Genomic DNA, 21,873 nt, shown 5'->3' with positions numbered 1-21,873 from the left:
GCTGAAAGCATCTAAGCGTGAAGCCCACCTCAAGATTAGATTTCCCATAGCGTAAGCTAGTAAGACCCCTTGAAGAACACAAGGTTGATAGGCTAGAGGTGTAAGTGTAGTAATACATTCAGCTGACTAGTACTAATAGGTCGAGGGCTTGATCTTAATTAAAATGCTTTGTGCAATTTTGAAAGAATTATTCTTTCAATGAAACTTCGGCAGCTAAAGCTGCGAAGTACTGTTCCAAAACGAAATCAGAGATTTCTGTGGAACAGTATCTGGTGATAATGGCTTGAAGGTAACACCCGTTCCCATTCCGAACACGACGGTTAAGCTTCAATGTGCCGATGATACTACAAGGGAGGCCTTGTGGGAAAGTAGGTCGTCGCCAGGTCTAATAAATATTAAATGCAGAAGAAAAAATCTTCTGCATTTTTTAATTTTCATCTATTTTTCTGTATAAAGTTGCTATACTTATGCCAAGTTTTTCAGCTATAGTTTTTTTACCATTTAAATCATTACCGTATCGATTAAGATAATCTTTTATAATCTTTTTTTCATAAGTTTTAGTCATTTCTGAAAGTGTTAAATCTACATTTCCAATACTTGCATTATTCCATTTTTTATTTATGGTTTCAGTATCTATGTAATCTTTACTTTCAAAATTAACAGCGTATTCTATTAAGTTTTTTAACTCTCTTATGTTTCCAGGAAAAGAATAGTTAAGTAGTGCTTGTTCACAGTTTAAAGTAAAGCCTTTGATGTCTTTATTATATATATTATTATATTTGTTTAAGAAATACTTAGCTAATATAATAATATCATACCCTCTTTCACGTAAAGGTGGTATTACTATAGGAACTACATTTAATCTATAAAAGAGATCTTCTCTAAATCTTTTCTCTAAAACCATATTATGAAGATTTTTATGAGTGGCAGAAATAATTCTTGGATTAATCTTTATGTTAGTGTAGCCACCTACTCTCATAAATTCCTTTTCTTCAAGTACTCTTAAAAGTTTTACCTGCATATGTAAAGGTAAATCCCCTATTTCATCCAAAAATATAGTACCATCTTTAGCTAATTCAAATTTTCCCATTTTGCCTGTGACATTTGCTCCAGTAAAAGATCCTTTTTCGTATCCAAAAAGTTCACTTTCTATTAAATTCTCTGGTATGGCACCGCAATTAATAGGCATAAAAACATCATTTTTTCTTCTGCTAGAAAAATGTATAGCCCTAGCAAAGACCTCTTTTCCTGTGCCACTTTCGCCAAGTAAAAGTACTGATATATCCTTTTCAGCTATTTGGATAGCTTGGCTTTTAACATATTTTATAGCTTCGCTTTCACCAATTATATCATCAAAGGTTACTATACCTGATATTTTACTAGCATTTAGTACAGATTCTTGCATTTTATCAAAATCTGAAAATACTAATACCACTCCTTGCTTTTTTCCTTTAACTATAATTGGAGAAGCATTAATCAAAAACTTATTTTTTTCAATGGTAATAGGGCCGATTTCTCCATTAAAACTCCTCTCAGCTAAATTTTTTACTATTTTGAGAGGTAAAATATCAGATATATTGGCATATGGATTTACATTTGATATATTTAATCGATCTTTTATATATTTATTTATTGATAATATTGCTTTGTTGTTATTAAGTATTATAATTCCTTCATTTAAAGAATTAATCAAAGTCATAAGTTCTGATGAGCGATATTCAACAATTACTCCTAGTTTTTCTTCATTTATTCTTGTAGAGATTAAACTGCTTAATCTACTTTCAAAGTTTTTAAAATCTTCTTGCTTACTCATAAAGTCTAATTTTGTCTTCTCGTCAAATATACACATGCCTAAAATACCTATTATTTTATTATCGATTCTTATAGGTATACATAATTCTAATTTTTCTTTACAGGTATCTTTGCCATGACAGTCAACACATAATTCATCTGTGGAAGGATCAATGATTAAATATTGACGACCTGAAATTAAGGATTTTTCAAAAGCAGAATTTTTAGGAACATAACCGCCTATCTTATCTTTTAATACACCTGTTCCAGCAATTCGCTTAAGATTATTATCAACAATAGTTACATCAACACCTGTTATAGCTTTTATGGTTTCAGCTATGTTTTGAAGTTCATTTCCTATATGATTCATAAAAATTAACCTCCATTTAACTATTTAATGGGAGTATATATTAATAATATCATGAATCTATATAAAAATTCATGAAATAAAAATTATTTATCATTTTTGATAAATAATTTTTATTTTTGATAAATACAAGCATTGTTTAATAAATCAAGGGAATTGTATAAAAAGTATATTTTATTATCAAAAATGATAATTTAACGGTAGAAATGTCATGTGTTTTGTAGAGTTAGCTTAATGGCATAAACTTTGCTTTATAAATTAACAAATGTTTATGAAGGGGAGATGCTAGATATGGATAAGAATCTTATTATAGAAATATTAAAAGCAGGAGTTACACCAGCATTAGGATGTACAGAACCAGGAGCAGTAGCTTATGCAGTGGCGAGGGCTAAAGAAATATTGGACAAAGAAGTAACAGAGTTAGATATATGGGTGGATAAAAATATATTAAAAAATGGTATGGATGTAGGTATACCTGGAACGAAAGAAAAAGGAATTATATTTGCGGCAGCACTTTCTCTAGTATGTGGTAAACCACAGTATAAATTAGAAGTATTAAAGGACTCAAATAATGAGGATATAGAAAAGGCTTATGAAATAGTTAATAAAAAAGTTATTAAATTAAATTTGGAGGAAGGTACTGAAGGATTATATATAAAGGTTGTAGCAAAGGGACAAGGAGAGGAAGCAGGAGTTGTTATTAAAAATAATCATTTAAATATAGTTTGTGAAGAGAAGAATGGAAAAATGCTTGAATTATTAGAAGATACAAATATTGATAATGAAAGAGAAGAAAAGAATAAAAGCTATGCAATAAAAAATAGAATAAAAGAATTTTCTATTGATCAACTAATAGAGTTCTCTAATGATGTAGATTACAGTGATATTGAATTTATAAATGAAGGAATAGAAATGAATAAAAGAATTGCTTTTATAGGAGCTAATGAAGAATTAGGTATAGGAATGGGAAAATTATTAAAAAATGAAGCTAACGATTTAGAATCACTAGCTAAGGCACTAACTGCAGCGGCTTCAGAAGCAAGAATGTCTGGATATCCTCTACCAGTAATGAGTAGTGCAGGTTCAGGAAATCATGGATTAGTTACCATACTACCTATTTCTATTATTGGAGAAGAAAAAGGAATGGATAGAGAGAAAATAGTAAGAGCAGTAACATTGAGCCATTTAATAACCGCCTATGTAAAAATATATACAGGAGCTCTATCAGCAGTTTGCGGATGTGGTGTGGCAGCAGGGGTAGGTTGTAGCGCAGGCTTGACTTACTTAATGGGAGGAGATAAGAAGCAGATAAAAGGGGCTATAAAAAATATGATAGCAGGATTGACAGGAATGATATGTGATGGAGCTAAAATTGGATGTTCATATAAACTATCTATATCTGTAGCATCAGCAATTGAAGCCTCAAAATTAGCTTTGAATAACTTATTTATCCCTTCAGACAATGGAATTTTAACGGAAACTGCAGAAAAAACAATCGAAAATTTAGGAAGAGTTTCTATAGAGGGAATGAATAATACTGATGACGTTATACTAGATGTAATGTTAAAAAAATGCATTTAATTGATATTATTGCTCCTATAAGTATATAATATAAATAATATATTTAATGGGGGTAATAGTAATGAATAATAGAGAAAAGCTTAAAGACATAATAAAAAATAGTTCAAATATAGTTTTCTTTGGAGGAGCTGGGGTTTCTACTGAAAGTAATATACCTGATTTTAGATCAGAAGTTGGACTATATAAAACAAAGGATAATTACTCCTACCCACCAGAAGTTATGCTAAGCCATACTTTCTTCTGTGATCACACTGAAGATTTCTATGATTTTTATAAAAATAAGATGATATACAAAAATGCAAACCCTAACGCAGCTCATTATGCTTTATCTCAATTAGAAGAGATGGGTAAATTAAAAGCTGTAATAACTCAAAATATTGACGGTCTTCACCAAAAGGCAGGGTCTAAAAATGTTATAGAGCTTCATGGTAGTGTTCATAGAAATTTCTGTATGGATTGTGGACAATTTTATGATTTAAATCATATATTAAATAGTAAAGAGGAAGTTCCTAAGTGTGAAGAGTGTGGTGGTGTTGTTAAACCAGATGTTGTTCTATATGAAGAACCTTTAGATGATAATGCAATAAATAAAGCAATTTATTATGTTAGAAACTCTGATGTTTTAATTGTAGGGGGAACATCTTTAGTAGTTTATCCAGCAGCTAATTTAATTTACTATTATGAAGGAAATAAGTTAATACTTATAAATAAATCATCTACTTCTTATGATACTAATGCATCTTTAGTTATCAATGATAAAATAGGAGAGGTATTGGGAGAAATAGTTAAAGAGTTATAATTTAAAATAATAGCATTTAAAAGTCATTGACAAAATGATTTTTAAATGCTATACTAATAAGGTATTTTGCGTGGCGCTATAGCCAAGTGGTAAGGCAGAGGTCTGCAAAACCTTTATCCCCCGGTTCAAATCCGGGTGGCGCCTCCAGAAAAAAGCACTCAATTCAATTGAGTGCTTTTTATTTTATATTTAGAATTTTTAAAAAGGAAAAAATTAATGGTTTTATTAATAAGAAATTATTTTGACTTAAAGATATTTAAATTAAAACATATCTTTTTTGTTTAAAACAATAGTAATCAAAGCAGAAATTGTTATGATTAAAGCAAATACTATCCAAAAGCCAAAGGGGGAGTCGGCAAAGGGAATATCCCTAACATTCATTCCAAACATACCAGAAATCATATTAGGTATAGACATTATTATAGTAACTGAGGCTAGAAATTTCATAACTATATTTAAGTTATTAGATATCACTGAAGCAAAGGCATCCATAGTTCCACTAAGAATATTGCTATAAATATTTGCCATTTCGATAGCTTGCTTATTTTCAATTATAACGTCTTCTAAAACATCTTGATCTTCTGGGTATTTTTGCATAATTTCTAGTTTTAGCATTTTTTCTAATGTTATCTCATTTGATTTTAATGAAGTAGAAAAATAGACTAATGATTTTTCAAGGGAAAGAAGTTGAATAAGTTCCTTGTTTTTCATAGATTTATGTAATTTTTTTTCTATCATAAGGCTTCGTTTATCTATTTGCCTTAAGTAAATTAAATAATAACTTGCAATTCTATGGAGTATTTGAAGTATAAATCGCGAACGTTTAAAGGTGAAGAAAGATTTAACTTTTCCATCAGTAAAATCTAATAGTATTTTACTTTCTTTTAAGCATACTGTTATTAGCAAATCTTTCGTATGAATCAAAGCAAGTGGATAGGTATCGTAAATTAGAGCGCTGTTTTCCATCTCACTAAAGGGAATGTCTAATAATAATGATATATTGTTATTTTCATCTATATCTATTCTTGATGTTTCTTCATCATCTAAGGCTGCTCTTAATAATTCCATAGCTACATTAGTTTTTTCAGAAATAGATAGTAATTCCTCATGAGATGGATCAATTATATTAACCCAACAACCTGCTTCAATAGCTTCAATATCTTTTAGTTTTGGACCATTGGAACTTTCTATGGTTTTATATATAGATATCATTTTTAATCTCCTATGTAATAATTAACACTTATTTTATATAGCATGTGATTAATTCATGAATATTATTAAATACATGAAAAGTTTTTTTTAGTATAGGTGAAAATCAATAAAATACGAAGATATAATGAGTAAAGATGAAGCTTTTATAGTGACATAGTATATAGAGGTGAATAATTGATTTTATAGGGCTATAATAAAATGCGACTGCTATGGATAAAATGTAAAAACCCTAGTATAATCTCTATGTTGTCAATAATAATTTCTTTTATAGTGGAGGTTATTTTATGGGAAACATGTATAAAGAAACTATAGGCAGAAGAAAACTTCCTTCAATTGTTAAATTTTTTTCTGTTTTAGTTATATCTTTATTTTTCATGCAAATTATGGATGAGTTTGGAGGATACACTGTTGCTATATCTTCTGCACTTATAATTCTCACTTTAATTTGTGAAATTATGTATTGCAGAGTTAGATATACTTATTCTATAATAGCTGATCAGTTTATAATTCATAGAATAAGTGGCAATGAAGATAAAGTAGTGGAAAATATAAAGTTATGGGATATTGAATATGTTGGACAAGAAAATCTATTGGTTTCACATAGGAAAATATTCAATGCTAAAAGATATATATGTTCAGCTTTCAATGTTAAACCATGTTATTGCATCTATAGAGATGGAGATAAAGTGAAAAAATTTTATTTTGAACCTAGCGATGACTTAGTAAAAAAAATAATGTTTAATAAAGAAAAAGTAGCCTAGTTTGTAGGCTATTTTTTCTTTGTTTTTCTATCAAATTCTAATTTTATTTCACTTAATAAACTTTCTTTTTGTAGTAAATCGAGAGCTGTTATTGCTAATGCCTGAGCAACTTTCATTACTTGCTCATGGGCAAAACGTGAAATAGTGACCATTGCAAACTCTGGGGATGAATATTTAATAGATTCATCTTCTACAATTGAAATATAAGGATGTATACAAGGTACAACATGACTCACTGTTCCTAAGCTTAATGAAGAAAATGTATCTTTAGGTGTATCTACTTCAATTACACCACTTTCCTTAAGATTATGAGAAAAAATTCTTGATAAAGTACTATTGGTTATAAACTCGTCATAAGGTAATTCATATAAAGAAACTTCTGAATGAACATCTAGCAAATTGGAAATAGATTTAACAAAATCACGAATTCTCTTTTCTAGAGGTTCAATATGGTACATTTTTGAACCTCTTATATAAAACCTTCCTCTCCATAGATGAGGAAGCAATGAAGGAGAAGTTCCGCCTTCTGTTATAACACCATTAACAGTAGTTGCAGAATCAAATCCTTTCGACAAGGTATTTAAGGCATTGAATGTAAGTATACCAGCGTCTAGTGCTGAATATGATGAAGTTTTCATAAAGCTCATTCCCTTTTCACTAGTATATGTAATTTCTAACGGAATTAATGCAGTAGAGCTGCCAATTTCTGCTGTTATTGTATTAGGATGAGCCATTAAAACTACATCAATTCCATTAAATACTCCCTGTCTGGTCATAGTTATTTTTGAACTTCCAACATATTCACCAGGACAACCAATAACTACTATAGAACCACCTATTTTATCTATAACCCTTGTAAGGGATAAAGCAGCGGCGATAGACATAGAAGATATAAGATTATGGCCTGAAATATGCCCAAGGTCATCCGCTGAATCATATTCGCATATAAAGCATATCTTAGGGTGGCCGACTCCATATTCAGCATAAAATGCAGTAGGTATATGTATAAAATTTTCGGTTACATTAAAACGATATTTTCTTAATATGTTAATTAAATAATCAGAACATTTATATTCATGAAAACTTTCCTCGGGATTCTCATATATATATTTTGAGAGGTTAAATATTTCTTCATCTAATAAACTTAAAGAAGTTACAATCTCTTGCTTCATAAAATCATCTCCATATTAGGTTTTTTATTATTATAACCAAAATTTATTTCATATATTTATGTGGACAAAATAAATTTGAGTACTATACTGAATAAAATATATAGTAAGAGGCAAAAATTTAGACGTAGAAATTTTAAGGAGGAAATTTATGAAAAGACAATGCTGTATTATATGTGGTAAGCCTCTAAACCGTGGTATAATAGTAAGTGGAAAAGGAATATGCCAAAATTGTGAAGAGAAAATAGTAAATGTAAGAATGGATACAGATTTTTATTTGTATTATAAAAATTGCATAAAAAAATATTTAACGTACTCGATGATAAGAGGAGAGGATAACAGGTGTCAAAATTACCACTTATAGAAGGGGTTTTAAAATACGTAAAAGAAAATAATATTAATTTTGCCATGCCAGGTCACAAGAATGGGGAAGGATTTCTCGCTACCATTGAAGGAAAAGAGTTTATGGATAATTTAATTCATTTTGATATCACCGAAGTAGACGGTGTTGACAATCTTCATAATGCTGAAGGGATAATAAAAGAAGCTAGTGAACTTCTATCCCAACTATATGGTAGTGAAAAGTCTTATTTTCTAGTTAATGGAAGTACAAGTGGCAATATGATAATGGTATTTTCCTCTTTTGAAGAAGGAGATAAGGTTATAATAGATAGAAATTGCCATAAATCTATATTTAATGGCATTATAATGAGAAAATTAAAACCAATCTATATTGAAAATATAATAGATAAGAAATTTAATGCTCCTTTTTCCATAAATATGGAGCATTTTTTTCAATGTATAAAAGAAAACAGTGATGCTAAGGGTATAATACTAACTTACCCTAACTACTATGGTGTATGTTGTCCTTTAGATATGGTAATTAAAGAAGCTAAAAAATACAATATGAAAGTTTTAGTAGACTCGGCCCATGGGGCACATTTTGGGATGAATCCTAGTTTACCTGAGAGTGCAGTAAAATTAGGAGCGGATATGGTAGTTGTAAGTTCTCATAAGACATTACCAAGTTTTACTCAAACTTCATTTCTTCATGTAAATAACAAAGAAGATATAGATAAGGTGGATTTTTACTTTAGTTCATTTTCTAGTACAAGTCCATCGTACTTATTTTTATGCTCAATGGATTATGCAAGATACTATTTAAGTGAATTTGGGTATGAGAGCTATAATAGACTGATAAATGTAATGGAAAAATATAAACATAAAATTAATAAAATAGAAGGTATAAATATAGTAGACAAAAATTATGTGCAAAGCGAGTATGGTTATGATTTAGACATCACTAGATACGTATTAAGTTTAGATAAAGGGCATAATTCTAACCTGCTTTTAAGCTATTTAAGAAAAAATAAAATACAATGTGAAATGAGTGATACTTTTAATTGCATATTAATTTTTTCGCCTTTTAATACTGAAGAGCAGTTTAAGCATCTCTATGAGGTATTAGAAAAGTGCGATTTATCAAAACTAAAGGATAAAAGCGTAGATTTGGTAAATAATCATATACCAAAATCTATTATATCACCATACGAAGCTTTAGATATGAAAAAGAAAAAGGTAGAATTAAATGAAGCTGTTGGTAATATATGTGGGGAAAATATAACCCCTTATCCACCAGGGATTCCAGTAATTATGATGGGCGAGCTTATAGATAAAGAAGTGATAGATATGTTAAAATATTATAAAGAGCATGGATTAGATATTATAGGATTACATGGTGAAGAAATAAATATAATTGAAAATGATTAATACGGAAGAGGTTAAGAATATGAGCAAAGGGAAATTAATTGTGTTAGAAGCTTGTGATGGAAGCGGAAAAGCCACTCAAACAAAAAAACTTTATGAAAGACTAATAAAAGAAGAATATAAAACAATAAAAGTGCAATATCCAAATTACGATAGTCAATCATCAGCTTTAATAAAAATGTATTTAAATGGTGAGTTTGGAGATAAGCCTGAAGATGTAAACGCATATGCGGCATCCACATTTTATGCAGTAGATAGGTTTGCTTCATTTAAGAAGGAATGGGAAGATTTTTATAATGATGGAGGCATAGTTTTAGCAGATAGATATACTACATCAAACATGGTTCACCAAGCATCTAAAATAGACAATAAAGAGGAAAAATATAAGTATCTAGATTGGCTTTGGGATTTAGAATTTAATTTAATGAGATTGCCTATACCTAATACTGTAATTTTTCTTGATATGCCACCTAAATATAGTAGAGAATTAATTATGAATAGAAAGAATAAATTTACTGGTAAAAATGAAAAGGATATACATGAAAAAGATGAAAGTTATCTAATTCATTCTTATGAGAATGCCTGTGAAATTGCGGACAAGTATAATTGGCTTAAAATCAATTGTGTATATAATGAAAAGATTAAGACTATTGATGAAATACATGAAGAAATATATAATGCAATAACTAAAAGTTTATAATATATGATAAAATATAATTATAAACCATTATGAGGAGGTATGTTTTATGAAACTTATAATTGCGGTTGTTCAAGATGATGATGCAAATGATTTAATAGATTTATTAACTGACAAGGGCTTTAGAGTTACAAAACTAGCTACCACTGGTGGATTTTTAAAATCAGGAAATACTACACTTATGATAGGTGTAGAGGAAGAAAAAATAGATGAGGTAATAGGTCAAATAGAAGAAGTGTGCAAAACAAGAAATCAAATAATGACAACACCATCACCTATAGCAGGTTCTACTGGGGTATATGTTCCATATCCCATTGAAGTAAAAGTAGGTGGAGCTACCATATTCGTAGTAGATGTAGATAAATTCGTTAAAATATGATGGAGGAGTAATCATTGGATTATATAATTGGCCATGATCATATTAAAAATCAAATAGTAAATTCCATAAATAGTGGAAGATTCTCTCATGCTTATCTTATATGTGGGGAAGATGGCATAGGAAAAAGTTTAATAGCTAAGGGAATAGCTTGTTTATTATTAGGCAAAGAGCCGAATAAGGAATATGCAGACATAATAGAATGCAAAATTAGTAAAAATAAAAAATCTATTGGTGTTGAAGAAATAAGAAATATTATTGAAGAGACTAATACTAAGCCCTATGAAGGGGATAAAAAAGTAATAATTATATATAATGCAGAGCTTATGACAATGCAAGCTCAAAATGCATTTTTAAAGACTCTTGAGGAACCTCCTAGAGGAGTTTTTATAATAATGTTATGTGAAGAAGCGGAAAATATATTGGATACTGTTAAATCAAGATGTCAAGTCTATAAACTTAATCATTTGAGTAATGATGAGATGAGACAGTTTTTAATTAATAAATATCCTCATTTGAGTGAAGAAGAATTAAATATAATATCTGTAATTAGTGACTGCATTCCCGGAAGAGGGGAAAAGTATATTGGAAATTCAAATCTAAAAGAAATACGTGACAATGTACTATGTATTTTAAACAGTTTAGCAAATAAGGATTTAGATATTTTAAGTTATGAGGAAATTCTTACAAAATATAAATCTATTTGGAAGGAGACCTTAACGTGGTTTCTTTCCTATGAACGTGACATTATGATATATAAAGAAACAGGAAAAAACTCATTGATAATAAACTTAGATAAATTAGATGACATAAAAAACCTAGCTGAAGTGTTTTCATTTACACAATTGAATGATATTATGGAAATAATAAAAGATACAAGGGATAAATTAGAGAGCAATGTAAATACATCTTTAGTTTTTGATGCAATGTTGCTGAAGATGCAGGAGGTATAAAACAATATGGTAAAAGTAGTAGGAGTACGCTTTAAAAAGGCTGGGAAAATATATTATTTTTCCCCTGGAGATTTAGAGCTAAGCCAAGGTAATAATGTTATAGTAGAAACTGTTAGAGGAGTGGAGTTTGGTCAGTGTGTAATTGGTCCAAAAGAAGTAAGTGAAGATGATATAGTTGCTCCTTTAAAAAATGTTATAAGAAAAGCTACAGAAGAAGATGAGGATAGACATTCACAAAATAAGAATAAAGAAAATGAAGCTTTCAATGTATGTTTAGAAAAAATACAACAACATAATTTACAGATGAAGCTTATAGATGTAGAGTATACCTTTGACAATAATAAGGTAATATTTTACTTTACTGCAGATGGAAGAGTAGATTTTAGAGAGTTAGTTAAAGATTTAGCAGCTATATTTAGAACAAGAATAGAGCTTAGGCAGATCGGTGTAAGGGATGAAGCTAAGATGGTAGGGGGACTAGGTCCCTGTGGGAGAGCTATGTGTTGTTCCACATACTTAGGTGATTTTGCACCAGTATCAATAAAGATGGCTAAAGAACAAAATCTTTCATTAAATCCTACTAAAATATCAGGTATTTGTGGAAGACTTATGTGTTGTTTAAATTTTGAACAGGATACCTACGAGGAAATAAGAAAAAGATTACCAAGGGTTGGATCCATAATAAGTAGTTCATATGGAGAAGGCGAAGTAATATCAAATAGTGCTGTGAAAGAAAGTGTAAAAGCTAAAATAAAACCTTTAAATGGTGAGGAGTTTATTCAGGAAATTCCAATAGAAGAATTGAGTTTAATCTCAGGATCATTTGAAGGAACAATAAGTGATGAAGATATAAAAATAGAGATAGATGATGAAGATGAAGTTATAATTAAGGAATTATTTAAAGAAAACTAGGAGGAAGCTATGAAGTCTATTATAAAGATATGTAATATGAAAAACATGAACGATATTAGTAGAGTTAGAAAGGCTATATCTAATAATGAGGGTGTAATAGCTTGTCAAATAAATCCTGAAAAAGGAGAAGCTAACATAGTTTATGATGAACATTTCATATTATTAGATGAAATTATAGAGTCCATAGAAGACTTAGGATATACTATTTTATAAAAATCACTTTAAAAACTTCAGTAAACGTGGTAAAATATAAATCGTAATAACTTGTCCAAAATTTAAGGAGGTGTGCACATTATGGCATACAAAATAACAGACACTTGCATAAGCTGTGGAGCATGTTCATCAGAATGTCCAGTTAATGCTATAAGCCAAGGAGATAGTCAGTTTGATATCGATGCTGCATCTTGCATTGATTGTGGAAACTGTGCTAACGTTTGCCCAGTAGGAGCAATTGTTCAAGAATAATAAAAGACCACTTAAATAAGTGGTCTTTTTTATAACAATTTAAATTTGTATGGAGGATAATATGTTTAATTTATTAAAAAGGAATCATATTTTAACTGCCCCTATGGATGGGAAGGTAGTGGATTTATCAACTATACAGGATAAAGTATTTTCAAAGAAGTTAGTAGGAGAAGGGGTAGCGATAGATCCTACTAATGATGTTGTAGTTGCACCTGCTGATGGGAAATTAAGTTTGTTATTTAAAACGAATCACGCTTTTGGAATGGTTTTGGACAACGGTATTGAAATATTAATTCATATAGGAATAGATACAATAGGATTAGAAAGCGAAGGTTTTAATCCTTTAGTAAAAGAAGGCGATATGCTAAAATCAGGAGAGCCTGTAATTAAGATAGATAGAGAACTCATTATAAATAAGGGTTATTCTTTAATTACTCCAATTATAATAACTAATGTTGATGTAGTAAAAGAAATAGAATATAATACAAATGAGAATGTAAAGTCTGGTGAAGATACTTTACTTACTTATAAATTATAGAGACTTGAAAATGAAACAAATAAAATTTATTTGTTTCATTTTTTTAGTATTTTATAGAAAGGGAAAATGCTATGAAGAAACTAGAACTTATAAAAGATGGAGAAACCTTAGATGATTTGCAAGTAAATGGGTATGCAGTTATACAAAAAGAATACGGATTTAGGTTTGGTATGGATGCAATATTATTAGCTAACTTTGCAAAAGTAAGGGAAAAAGATTTTTTAGTAGACTTATGCAGTGGTACGGGAATAATACCTTTCGTTATTGCTGCAAAGAATAAGGTCAATAAAATTGTAGGCATAGAAATACAAGAAGATATGGTAGAAATGGCTAACAGAACAGCCTTATATAATGATATTAGCAGAAAAGTAGAATTTATAAATGGAGACTTAAAAGATAAAGAGTTAATTAAGTCTTTAAATAAAGCAGATATAGTAACAGTTAATCCACCTTATAAGTTAATAAATAGTGGACTGGTGAACTTAGACAATAAAGATTCTATAGCAAGGCATGAAATATGCTGTACTTTAGGAGATGTTATAGAAGCGGCTAGTATTATATTGAAAGATAAAGGTAGACTATATATGGTACATAGGCCGGAGAGAATAGCAGATATTTTATGTGAAATGAGGAAATATAAGATAGAGCCTAAAGTGATTAAAATAGTTCAACCTTCTATTAATAAACCTCCAAATTTAGTATTGATTGAAGGACAAAAAGGTGGAGGTAAATTTTTAAAATGGGATAGTACCTTATACGTGTATAATGAGAAAGGTAAATATACTAAAGAGATAAATGTAATATATGGTAAAGAGGATGATAAAAATGAGTAAGGGAAAGCTTTATATTGTTCCTACACCAATAGGAAATTTAAAGGATATTACTTTGAGGGCTATAGAAGTGTTAAATTCAGTAGATATTATAGCGGCAGAAGATACAAGGCAGACATTAAAATTAACTAATCATTATAATATAAAAAAACAATTGATTAGTTATCATCAGCACAATGAATATGGTAAAAGCAATAATTTAATAGAAATTCTCCAAGAAGGAAAAGAAATTGCATTAGTAAGCGATGCGGGAACACCGGGCATTTCAGATCCAGGAAGTGTTATTATTAAAAAATGTATTGATAATAATATAGATTTTGAAGTATTGCCTGGAGCTACAGCATCTATTACAGCATTAGTATACTCAGGTATGGATACCTCTAAATTTATGTTTTTAGGTTTTATTCCTAAAAGTAATAAAGAAAAGAAAGAACTAATCGAAGAAATAAAAGAAAGAAAAGAAACGTTAATATTTTATGAGGCACCTCATAGATTAATAAATACTTTAGAATTTTTAAAGGATAATTTAGGTGAACGTAGAATATCCTTATGCAGGGAGCTTACAAAGCTTCATGAGGAGATTATAAGAACCACTATTAGCGATTCTTTAGAGTATTATAAAAAAAATTCGCCAAAGGGAGAGTATGTTCTCATATTAGAGGGAAAAAGCCAGCAGGAAATAGAGATGGAAGAAAAAGAGAAATGGCAAGACTTATCAATAGAAGAACATATAATGATGTATATGGAAGAGGGATTAAATAAAAAGGAAGCAATCAAAAGTACTGCAAAAGATAGAAGATTATCAAAATCTGAAGTATATAAATTTTCTATAAATATTCATAAAGAATAATTTGACATTAATTTCCGCAATTAATATGTATTTTTCCATTGAGATTTTGTTAGTAATAATGTTATAATAAAAAGGTGACAAAACGGTAACAAATTTTAAAATTATGATTAAATTAATGAACTAAAGTATACGGGGGGTGTCTTAGTGAATAAAAAATTAGTGTCTGCTATAATAGCTCTTTCCTTGGTTGGAACATTGAGCGCACCGGTATTAGCAGAACCACTTAATGAAAGAATAAGAAACCAGCAGCAACAAATAGATGAAAACAAAAAAGCTTTAAAAAATGTTCAAAAAAAGCAAGAAGACATTGAAGTGGAATTGGAAAAATTAGACAGCAATATAGAGGCTCTGTTAAGACAGGTAGAAAATACAAAGAAAAAAATATTAAATACTGAAAAAGAAATAAAAGTAGTAGAGAAAGACATAGAAAAAGCAGAGGAAGATATTAAGGAAGAACAAGAACTCTTTAATAAAAGAGTTAGAGCAATGTACATAAATGGAACGGGAAGCTACCTTGATATGCTTATAGAATCAGAGGGAATAAGTGATTTTATTTCAAGGGTAGACTCTATAAAGAAGATAATTGAATTAGATAAGAAGATAATTGCTGAGCTTAATGCTAAAAAACAAGCTATAGAAAAGAAAAAGGAAGCTCTAAAAAATGAAAATAATAAATTATTAGCTCTAAAAGCTGATAATGAAAAGAAGTTAGCAGATGTAAATAGCAAAAAATCAGAACAGGACAAGCTATTAGCAGAATTAAATAAACAAGAAAGAATGTATGCATCGAAGATAAATGAGTCACAAAGAGTTATAAACGCTGCAATGGCAGAGATTAATGCTATTAGGGACAAGGCTCCTGAATACAAGCCTTCTAGAGGTCCATCTCAGATTTCTTCTAATACGATTGTGGCATATGCATCAAACTTTTTAGGCACACCTTATCAATGGGGTGGAAATGGTCCAAATAATTTTGATTGCTCAGGATTTACGAGATATGTATATGCGCATTTTGGTGTAAATATACCAAGAGTAGCTTCTGATCAACAGAATTTTGGAACATCTGTATCTAGAGAGAATCTTCAACCAGGAGATTTAGTTTTCTTTGGGTATCCTGCTCATCATGTAGGCATTTATGTAGGAAACAATGCCTATATGCATGCACCAAGAACAGGTGATGTTGTAAAAGTATCTCCTTTAACTAGAAGTGATTATAGTGGAGCAAGGAGAGTAAGATAGAAAATTAATAGGGGTTTTAACTTGATTAAGTTAAAACCCCTTTTTATTATAAAAAAACCTCACACTTATAAGTGTGAGGGGATAGAGCAATTGTGTTATTCTGATTTTAATTCGTTTAAACAGTTTTTGCAGATGTTTTTACCTTTATAATTTATAACATCTCTTGCATCACCACAGAATATACAAGCTGGTTCATATTTTTTTAATATAATTTGTTCACCATCAACGTATATTTCTAAAGCATCTTTTTCTGCTATATCTAATGTCCTTCTTAATTCTATTGGTATAACTATTCTACCAAGTTCATCTACTCTTCTAACAACACCTGTAGATTTCATCATTCATTCCTCCTGTAAATCAATTTCAAAATTCAACAAATTGTAACATAATACTACAATAAATATAGTATTTAAAAGTTAATAAATTATTTTATAAAACTACAAAATTCTTATAAAAATTTATCTAATGTTACTATACTACCATTTAATTCAAATGTCAATACATTTTCAATGCAAAAATACATATTTTTACTATATCGATAAAGCTAATAATACCAATGGACAAGCATTAAAGCTAAGATAAATGTAAAAATAAGGATTTGATTTTTCCTGAGCAAATTACGACAAAAATTTATTTCAAATAATAGTAATAAAATTACAATAACGCGTATTATGTCGAATAAAGATGAGCGGATTTTTGAATCTATCAAAGATGAAGATAAAACTTTATTATGTTATAATTATTTATATTTAAAATAAAAAGTGAGGTGCTTAGAATGAAAATTTTTATCGATACTGCAAATGTTGAGGAAATCAAAAAAGTAGCTCAATGGGGTATACTGGATGGTGTAACTACTAACCCAACATTAATTGCAAAAGAGGGAAGAGATTTAAGAGAAGTAATTGAAGAAATATGTTCTATAGTTGATGGGCCAATAAGTGCTGAAGTTATTAGTTTAGAAGCTGATGCTATGGTAAAGGAAGGAAGAGAGCTATCTGAGCTTCACAAAAATATAGTTGTAAAAATTCCTATGTGTGAAGAAGGAATAAAAGCAGTAAGTAGATTGAGCAAAGAAGGAATTAAAACAAATGTTACATTGATTTTCTCTGCTCAACAAGCTTTAATGGCAGCTAAAGCAGGAGCAACATATGTTAGTCCATTCTTAGGAAGATTGGACGATATAGGTAATGGGGGGCTACAGATAGTAGAAGATATAATGGATATATTTAATATATACGGAATTTCTACAGAAGTGATTTCTGCTAGTATTAGAACTCCTATGCATGTTTTAGATTGCGCAAAGGTTGGAGCGGATATTGCAACTGTACCTTATAAAGTATTAGAACAAATGTTAAAGCACCCATTAACAGACATAGGTATAGAAAAATTCGTAGAAGACTCTAAGAAAATGGTATAAAAAGTAATATAATTGCATATTAAATTGCAAGAAATAATAATAATATTTCTTACTACTCCACAATATATAAATAGAGTTATCAACAATAAAATTGTGGATAATGTTAATTGTAATGGGAAGGTTAATTAAATCAGTGTATGATTTCATATAGGTTATCCACTTTTTTTGTGGATAACATCGCATATATTGTTGATAACTAAAAAACACAAGAGAAATACAAAAGAAATAGAACTTGCAAAAGTCAATTGTTAGAAAAAAGTATGCATTAATGCATACTTTTTTTAATAAATTCAACCTAATTTGTATACTATAATTGACATATTACCCCAGTAGTTCTAGAATAAATATCAAAATAGCTTCTAAGTAGTCTTTTTTTGTAGTTTATTTGTAATCTTTATTAGTTAATCTTCTATGGAATTCATCCATATCAAAGTTAGCACTTATATATACCCTATCTAAACTTAATATACCATCCGTTTTATCTGACCACGTTCCCTTTGTAGTAAAGGCCATCTTATATCCTGCCTCTTTTGCAGCCTTAATCGTATCACTATTCGCATCACCATAGGGATAGGCTATATAAAGTGATTCTTTATTCAACAATTTTTCTAAGAATTCTTTTGAAACTTTAAGAGTTCTCACTTGATTTTCATAACTCAATGTAGGTAATCTCTCATGATTTGCTGTATGACTTTGGATCTCAATACCATTCTTGTCCATTTCTAAAATTTGTTCAGAAGTCAAAAAGTTCTTATGGTTATCTATATTATTAGTAATAACAAAAACTACAGCATTAAAATTAAATTCTTTCAATATTGGAAAGGCATTAGTGTAATTATCCTTATATCCATCATCTAAGGTTATAACAACAGATTTCTCAGGAATAGGTTTGTTATTTATAAAAAAATCATATAACTGGTTTAAAGTAAGAGTTGTATACCCGTTTTCATATAAATAATTCATCTGCTCTCTAAATTGTTCTTTTGGTACCATCAACTCATTTCCTTCTTCATAGTTTATTGAGTGATACATCAATACCGGAATTGCTCTATCATTATAGATTAGTGGAGAATTTTTATTAAGGGCATCTTTCTCCTTTTGATCATTACTTTGTTCAGTATCATCCTTCTTGTCTTCAATCTCATTTGAAGAATTGTTAGTTTCTTTGTTGATAACTTGTGTATTATTGTTAACAATAGACTCACTATCTTTAATGTTGCTTTTGGAACAAGAAGAAGAGAAAAGGAGAATTAGCAAGGAAATTAGAATTAATTTAAAATTAAAAGTTTTTTTTAATGACATTTGTACACTCCTTAATATATAATATATTGTAAACCCTTTAATTTTAAGGGCTTTGTGCAGATATACCTTTTTTAAAGTGAAAAAAAGATATATTATATGCACATTATCCACAATTAGCCTGTGAATAACTTGTGAAATTAATGTTGATTCTCAACAATTTATATATATTATAAAGTAGTATTAGTAATTTTAAAAGAATTTTTAGAAAATTAGTTGGAAATAATATAAAATGTGCTAACATTATCCACAGAAATGTGGATAACATGTGGACAACCATAGGAAATATATAATTTTTATAAATAGCATGTAACAAAAATTGAGATATATAAATATAATATAATATGTTACTTAAAGCCCATTTACAATTTATTATTAAGCATCTATTATTTAGGTGCTCTTTTTTATTAAGAAATATTTAGAATTTTCTTAACAATTTGAAGGGTTTATGTTATTATTATATTAAGAAGCAATAATTATTAAAGGGTGTGAATAATATGAAAGATAACGTAATTAATGTTGATTTTTCTAAGGGGAATAAAAGTATAAATAAAAACAATAACATTATATTAAAAATAAAAAATATACTAAAGAGATTCATTAAATTTAATAAGAAATCTCCCACACCTAAAAATGTAATAGCTTATAGGAAGAATATATCATAGGATAAACTAATTAAATAATAAAAGGAAACTATTAGCTAAGTAGTTTCCTTTTATGTTGCTATTTAAATTGCAATATATGAATTATCTAAAAAAAGAGATTTGTAAAATAGAATTTACAAATCTCTTTTAACTTATGTTCTAAATATTACATCTTCACGGCTAAACATAAATCTAGCAAACAATACTGAAGAAACTATATATACCAATATCCAACTAAAGGTTATGATTATATGGGTTGGATTATATATTCCCATTATAAATTCCTTCAATAAGCACACAATATTGCTCAATGGAATATGAAAATATATGTTGCTAATATTCTTTACGTCCATCATGTAGGTAGCATAAGTAGGTATTATAGCTAGTATGGTAAGGGGAGAAAGGTAAGTTTGAGCTTCTTTAAAAGAACGAGCATATATACTTATAGCTAATTCCAATGCTCCAAATACCATTGTTGTCAATACAGCGATAAGGCCAATCAATAAAATGCTTTTAATATCCAAACTTATAACTGCTTCTGCTGACCCAGATAAAAATCCATCCTTTTGATTCATTCCAAGATACAAACCCAGAAGGGATGAGATGGTAGTAAGTAGTCCCATAACTGTTATTGCACCAAATTTACCCCATAGAAGCGACATTCTTCCTGCTTGAGTAGTTAATAGGGGTTCTAAGGTTCCTCTTTCTTTTTCACCAGCAGCTAAATCTGTAGCTGGTGCAAGTGGACCTGTTACACTGTATATAACAAGCATCAAAGGTAGTAACAAAGATAACATGAATTTACCTAATCCATCTGTTTCTTTTACAGAAGTAATATTTTTTACTGTTATAGGATTTAATATGTCAGGATTTATATTTTTTGTTGAAAGTCTCTTGCTTACTATAGTTTTCGAATAATCATCTATATAAGAATTAATTATTGAATGTGCCATCATAGATTGTTGACTAGCATTATCATAAGTTAATTCTATATTAGATATTTGCTCTTTAGAAATTTTCTCTTCGAAGTCATCTGGAATAGAAACTCCAACCAATATATTTCCGGATTTAACATCTTCACTTATATTAGAAGAATCCACAATGGTTATATTATCTTGAGATTTAAGAAATTGAGATAGAGCAGTATTCCTATTATCTGTTATAGCTATTTTGAAATTTTTCTCTATATCTTTTGTATTTTTGTTAATGCTTTTTCCCATTACAGTAAATATTATGGGAAAAAGTATTAAGGGAATCACTATGCTCATTATTAGAGATTTCTTATCTCTGAATATATCTTTTAATTCCTTCTTAAAAACTATCATAGTTATGTTCTTCATTATTTATCACCTACCAATTGCATAAATATATCTTCCATGTCTTCAGAGGAGTATTTCTCTTTAAAGTAGGAGATGGTTCCATTGTCCACTATTCTGCCTTTGTGTATGACAACAATTCTATCGCAAAGTTTTTCAACTTCTCTCATACTATGACTAGAAAAGATTATAGCTTTACCATCGGACTTACATTTTAATATGAAATCTTGAACTACTTTAGTAGCTGTAACATCTAAGCCAATAGTAGGCTCGTCAAATAACATTACAGAAGGGTTATGCACTATAGAACGAGCGATAGCTATTTTTTGTTTCATTCCTCTTGAGAATTTACCAACTCTTCTATCTATATACTCTTTCATATCTAAAATATCTGTTAAATAGTCCATACGTTTATCTATTTCTTCTTTATTCATACCATTTAGTTCTGCGAAATATTGAATATTTTCACGGCCTGTTAATCTATCATAAAGGCCAACTTCACCGCCAAATAATATTCCTATACTACCTCTTACTTTATTGCTTTCTTTTATAATATCATAACTATCAATTTTTGCTGTCCCACCTGTAGGCTTAAGCATTGTTGCTAGCATTCTTAAAGTAGTAGTTTTACCAGCACCATTTTCTCCCAGTAATCCTAGTATTTCTCCTTTTTGTACAGAAAAACTGATAGAGTCAACAGCATTAATTTTTTTGAATTGTTTACTTAAATTAACCACTTCAATCAAGAGGGTCACCTCCTTAAAATTACAATACTAATTATAGCATTTTGATTTATTAAATATTAGTGAATAAAGTCATTATATTTTGTGACTTTTAGTATTTGTTGATGTATACTAATATTGAAAATTTTAAACAAGGGAGAGATTATA

The 21,873-nt window shown here is 29.2% G+C and carries 24 protein-coding genes, 1 tRNA gene and 2 rRNA genes; 20 read left to right on the top strand and 7 right to left on the bottom strand.

What is annotated here, in order from left to right; all coding sequences use genetic code 11:
* Positions 1 to 156 (top strand): 23S ribosomal RNA (locus KQI86_RS18195); the annotation flags it as partial.
* 112 nt (positions 157 to 268) lie between these two features.
* Positions 269 to 385, top strand: a 5S ribosomal RNA gene (rrf, locus tag KQI86_RS18190).
* Positions 386 to 427: 42 nt separating this feature from the next.
* Here the strand turns inward: rrf and KQI86_RS18185 are convergent.
* A complete protein-coding gene (locus KQI86_RS18185) occupies positions 428 to 2,161 on the bottom strand; it encodes a sigma-54-dependent Fis family transcriptional regulator (RefSeq protein ID WP_216440829.1) in 1,734 nt (577 codons plus the stop codon).
* Between the two features lie 288 nt (positions 2,162 to 2,449).
* Between KQI86_RS18185 and KQI86_RS18180 the strand changes: the two genes are divergently transcribed.
* The 3 genes from KQI86_RS18180 (at position 2,450) to KQI86_RS18170 (ending at position 4,685) form a co-directional block, all read left to right on the top strand.
* Complete coding sequence (locus KQI86_RS18180; protein WP_216440828.1) at positions 2,450 to 3,739, top strand: L-cysteine desulfidase family protein; 1,290 nt, start codon at positions 2,450 to 2,452, stop codon at positions 3,737 to 3,739.
* 61 nt (positions 3,740 to 3,800) lie between these two features.
* The gene (locus KQI86_RS18175) at positions 3,801 to 4,538 is read left to right on the top strand and encodes an NAD-dependent protein deacylase (RefSeq protein ID WP_216440827.1); all 738 of its coding nucleotides are present in this window, start codon (positions 3,801 to 3,803) and stop codon (positions 4,536 to 4,538) included.
* 72 nt (positions 4,539 to 4,610) lie between these two features.
* Positions 4,611 to 4,685, top strand: a tRNA-Cys gene (locus tag KQI86_RS18170).
* A gap of 114 nt (positions 4,686 to 4,799) precedes the next feature.
* Here KQI86_RS18170 and KQI86_RS18165 read toward each other — a convergent pair.
* Complete coding sequence (locus KQI86_RS18165; RefSeq protein WP_216440826.1) at positions 4,800 to 5,750, bottom strand: magnesium transporter CorA family protein; 951 nt, start codon at positions 5,748 to 5,750, stop codon at positions 4,800 to 4,802.
* Positions 5,751 to 6,034: 284 nt separating this feature from the next.
* On the opposite strand from KQI86_RS18165, the gene KQI86_RS18160 reads away from it, so the two are divergent.
* On the top strand, positions 6,035 to 6,511 hold the full coding sequence (locus KQI86_RS18160; protein WP_216440825.1) for a hypothetical protein: 477 nt from the start codon (positions 6,035 to 6,037) through the stop codon (positions 6,509 to 6,511).
* An 8-nt stretch (positions 6,512 to 6,519) separates the two neighbouring features.
* On the opposite strand, the gene KQI86_RS18155 is transcribed toward KQI86_RS18160, so the two are convergent.
* Positions 6,520 to 7,683 (bottom strand): zinc-binding metallopeptidase family protein, encoded by a 1,164-nt coding sequence (locus KQI86_RS18155; protein WP_216440824.1) that lies wholly within the window; start codon positions 7,681 to 7,683, stop codon positions 6,520 to 6,522.
* 148 nt (positions 7,684 to 7,831) lie between these two features.
* Here KQI86_RS18155 and KQI86_RS18150 point away from each other — a divergent pair, with 148 nt between their 5' ends.
* From KQI86_RS18150 to KQI86_RS18095, 12 genes are all read left to right on the top strand, one after another.
* The gene (locus tag KQI86_RS18150) at positions 7,832 to 8,044 is read left to right on the top strand and encodes a sigma factor G inhibitor Gin (RefSeq protein ID WP_216440823.1); all 213 of its coding nucleotides are present in this window, start codon (positions 7,832 to 7,834) and stop codon (positions 8,042 to 8,044) included.
* The gene (locus tag KQI86_RS18145) at positions 8,023 to 9,450 is read left to right on the top strand and encodes an aminotransferase class I/II-fold pyridoxal phosphate-dependent enzyme (protein WP_216440822.1); all 1,428 of its coding nucleotides are present in this window, start codon (positions 8,023 to 8,025) and stop codon (positions 9,448 to 9,450) included. Before KQI86_RS18150 ends, KQI86_RS18145 begins: the two co-directional genes overlap by 22 nt.
* Before the next feature lie 19 nt (positions 9,451 to 9,469).
* Positions 9,470 to 10,147 carry a dTMP kinase gene (locus KQI86_RS18140; protein WP_216440821.1) on the top strand — a complete coding sequence of 226 codons (678 nt, stop codon included), beginning with the start codon at positions 9,470 to 9,472 and terminating at the stop codon, positions 10,145 to 10,147.
* 46 nt (positions 10,148 to 10,193) lie between these two features.
* Complete coding sequence (locus KQI86_RS18135) at positions 10,194 to 10,523, top strand: cyclic-di-AMP receptor (protein ID WP_216440820.1); 330 nt, start codon at positions 10,194 to 10,196, stop codon at positions 10,521 to 10,523.
* Between the two features lie 14 nt (positions 10,524 to 10,537).
* Complete coding sequence (locus tag KQI86_RS18130; protein WP_216440819.1) at positions 10,538 to 11,473, top strand: DNA polymerase III subunit delta'; 936 nt, start codon at positions 10,538 to 10,540, stop codon at positions 11,471 to 11,473.
* Between the two features lie 6 nt (positions 11,474 to 11,479).
* Positions 11,480 to 12,385 (top strand): PSP1 domain-containing protein, encoded by a 906-nt coding sequence (locus KQI86_RS18125; protein ID WP_216440818.1) that lies wholly within the window; start codon positions 11,480 to 11,482, stop codon positions 12,383 to 12,385.
* A 9-nt stretch (positions 12,386 to 12,394) separates the two neighbouring features.
* Positions 12,395 to 12,598: a heavy-metal-associated domain-containing protein gene (locus KQI86_RS18120; protein WP_216440817.1), complete on the top strand. Its 204-nt coding sequence runs from the start codon at positions 12,395 to 12,397 to the stop codon at positions 12,596 to 12,598.
* An 81-nt stretch (positions 12,599 to 12,679) separates the two neighbouring features.
* Positions 12,680 to 12,850 carry a DUF362 domain-containing protein gene (locus KQI86_RS18115; RefSeq protein ID WP_216440816.1) on the top strand — a complete coding sequence of 57 codons (171 nt, stop codon included), beginning with the start codon at positions 12,680 to 12,682 and terminating at the stop codon, positions 12,848 to 12,850.
* 61 nt (positions 12,851 to 12,911) lie between these two features.
* Positions 12,912 to 13,388 carry a PTS sugar transporter subunit IIA gene (locus KQI86_RS18110; RefSeq protein WP_216440815.1) on the top strand — a complete coding sequence of 159 codons (477 nt, stop codon included), beginning with the start codon at positions 12,912 to 12,914 and terminating at the stop codon, positions 13,386 to 13,388.
* 71 nt (positions 13,389 to 13,459) lie between these two features.
* Entirely contained in the window at positions 13,460 to 14,221 is a 762-nt protein-coding gene (locus KQI86_RS18105) for a tRNA1(Val) (adenine(37)-N6)-methyltransferase (protein ID WP_216440814.1), read from the top strand.
* Entirely contained in the window at positions 14,205 to 15,068 is an 864-nt protein-coding gene (gene rsmI, locus KQI86_RS18100; protein WP_216440813.1) for a 16S rRNA (cytidine(1402)-2'-O)-methyltransferase, read from the top strand. The genes KQI86_RS18105 and rsmI overlap by 17 nt, the downstream gene beginning before the upstream one ends.
* A 144-nt stretch (positions 15,069 to 15,212) precedes the next feature.
* Positions 15,213 to 16,307 carry a C40 family peptidase gene (locus KQI86_RS18095; RefSeq protein WP_216440812.1) on the top strand — a complete coding sequence of 365 codons (1,095 nt, stop codon included), beginning with the start codon at positions 15,213 to 15,215 and terminating at the stop codon, positions 16,305 to 16,307.
* Positions 16,308 to 16,402: 95 nt separating this feature from the next.
* Here KQI86_RS18095 and KQI86_RS18090 read toward each other — a convergent pair whose 3' ends face one another.
* On the bottom strand, positions 16,403 to 16,645 hold the full coding sequence (locus KQI86_RS18090; protein WP_216440857.1) for an AbrB/MazE/SpoVT family DNA-binding domain-containing protein: 243 nt from the start codon (positions 16,643 to 16,645) through the stop codon (positions 16,403 to 16,405).
* A gap of 437 nt (positions 16,646 to 17,082) precedes the next feature.
* Here KQI86_RS18090 and fsa point away from each other — a divergent pair, with 437 nt between their 5' ends.
* Entirely contained in the window at positions 17,083 to 17,724 is a 642-nt protein-coding gene (gene fsa / locus KQI86_RS18085; RefSeq protein ID WP_216440811.1) for a fructose-6-phosphate aldolase, read from the top strand.
* A gap of 381 nt (positions 17,725 to 18,105) precedes the next feature.
* Here fsa and KQI86_RS18080 read toward each other — a convergent pair whose 3' ends face one another.
* A complete protein-coding gene (locus KQI86_RS18080; RefSeq protein ID WP_216440810.1) occupies positions 18,106 to 19,026 on the bottom strand; it encodes a polysaccharide deacetylase family protein in 921 nt (306 codons plus the stop codon).
* A 494-nt stretch (positions 19,027 to 19,520) separates the two neighbouring features.
* Here KQI86_RS18080 and KQI86_RS18075 point away from each other — a divergent pair, with 494 nt between their 5' ends.
* Positions 19,521 to 19,688: a hypothetical protein gene (locus KQI86_RS18075; protein ID WP_216440809.1), complete on the top strand. Its 168-nt coding sequence runs from the start codon at positions 19,521 to 19,523 to the stop codon at positions 19,686 to 19,688.
* A gap of 131 nt (positions 19,689 to 19,819) precedes the next feature.
* Here the strand turns inward: KQI86_RS18075 and KQI86_RS18070 are convergent, their stop codons facing one another.
* Together KQI86_RS18070 and KQI86_RS18065 are read right to left on the bottom strand one after the other, a co-directional pair.
* Positions 19,820 to 21,007, bottom strand: coding sequence for an ABC transporter permease (locus KQI86_RS18070; RefSeq protein ID WP_216440808.1), 1,188 nt, complete (start codon positions 21,005 to 21,007; stop codon positions 19,820 to 19,822).
* On the bottom strand, positions 21,007 to 21,729 hold the full coding sequence (locus tag KQI86_RS18065) for an ABC transporter ATP-binding protein (protein ID WP_216440807.1): 723 nt from the start codon (positions 21,727 to 21,729) through the stop codon (positions 21,007 to 21,009). The genes KQI86_RS18070 and KQI86_RS18065 overlap by 1 nt, the downstream gene beginning before the upstream one ends.
* Between the last annotated feature and the right edge of the window lie 144 nt (positions 21,730 to 21,873).

Source organism: Clostridium mobile (assembly GCF_018918285.1).
GTDB classification, from domain to species: Bacteria; Bacillota; Clostridia; order Clostridiales; family Clostridiaceae; genus Clostridium_AW; species Clostridium_AW mobile.
The sequence above is the reverse complement of the archived record's forward strand: the minus strand, read 5'-3'. Positions and strand labels throughout refer to the sequence as shown.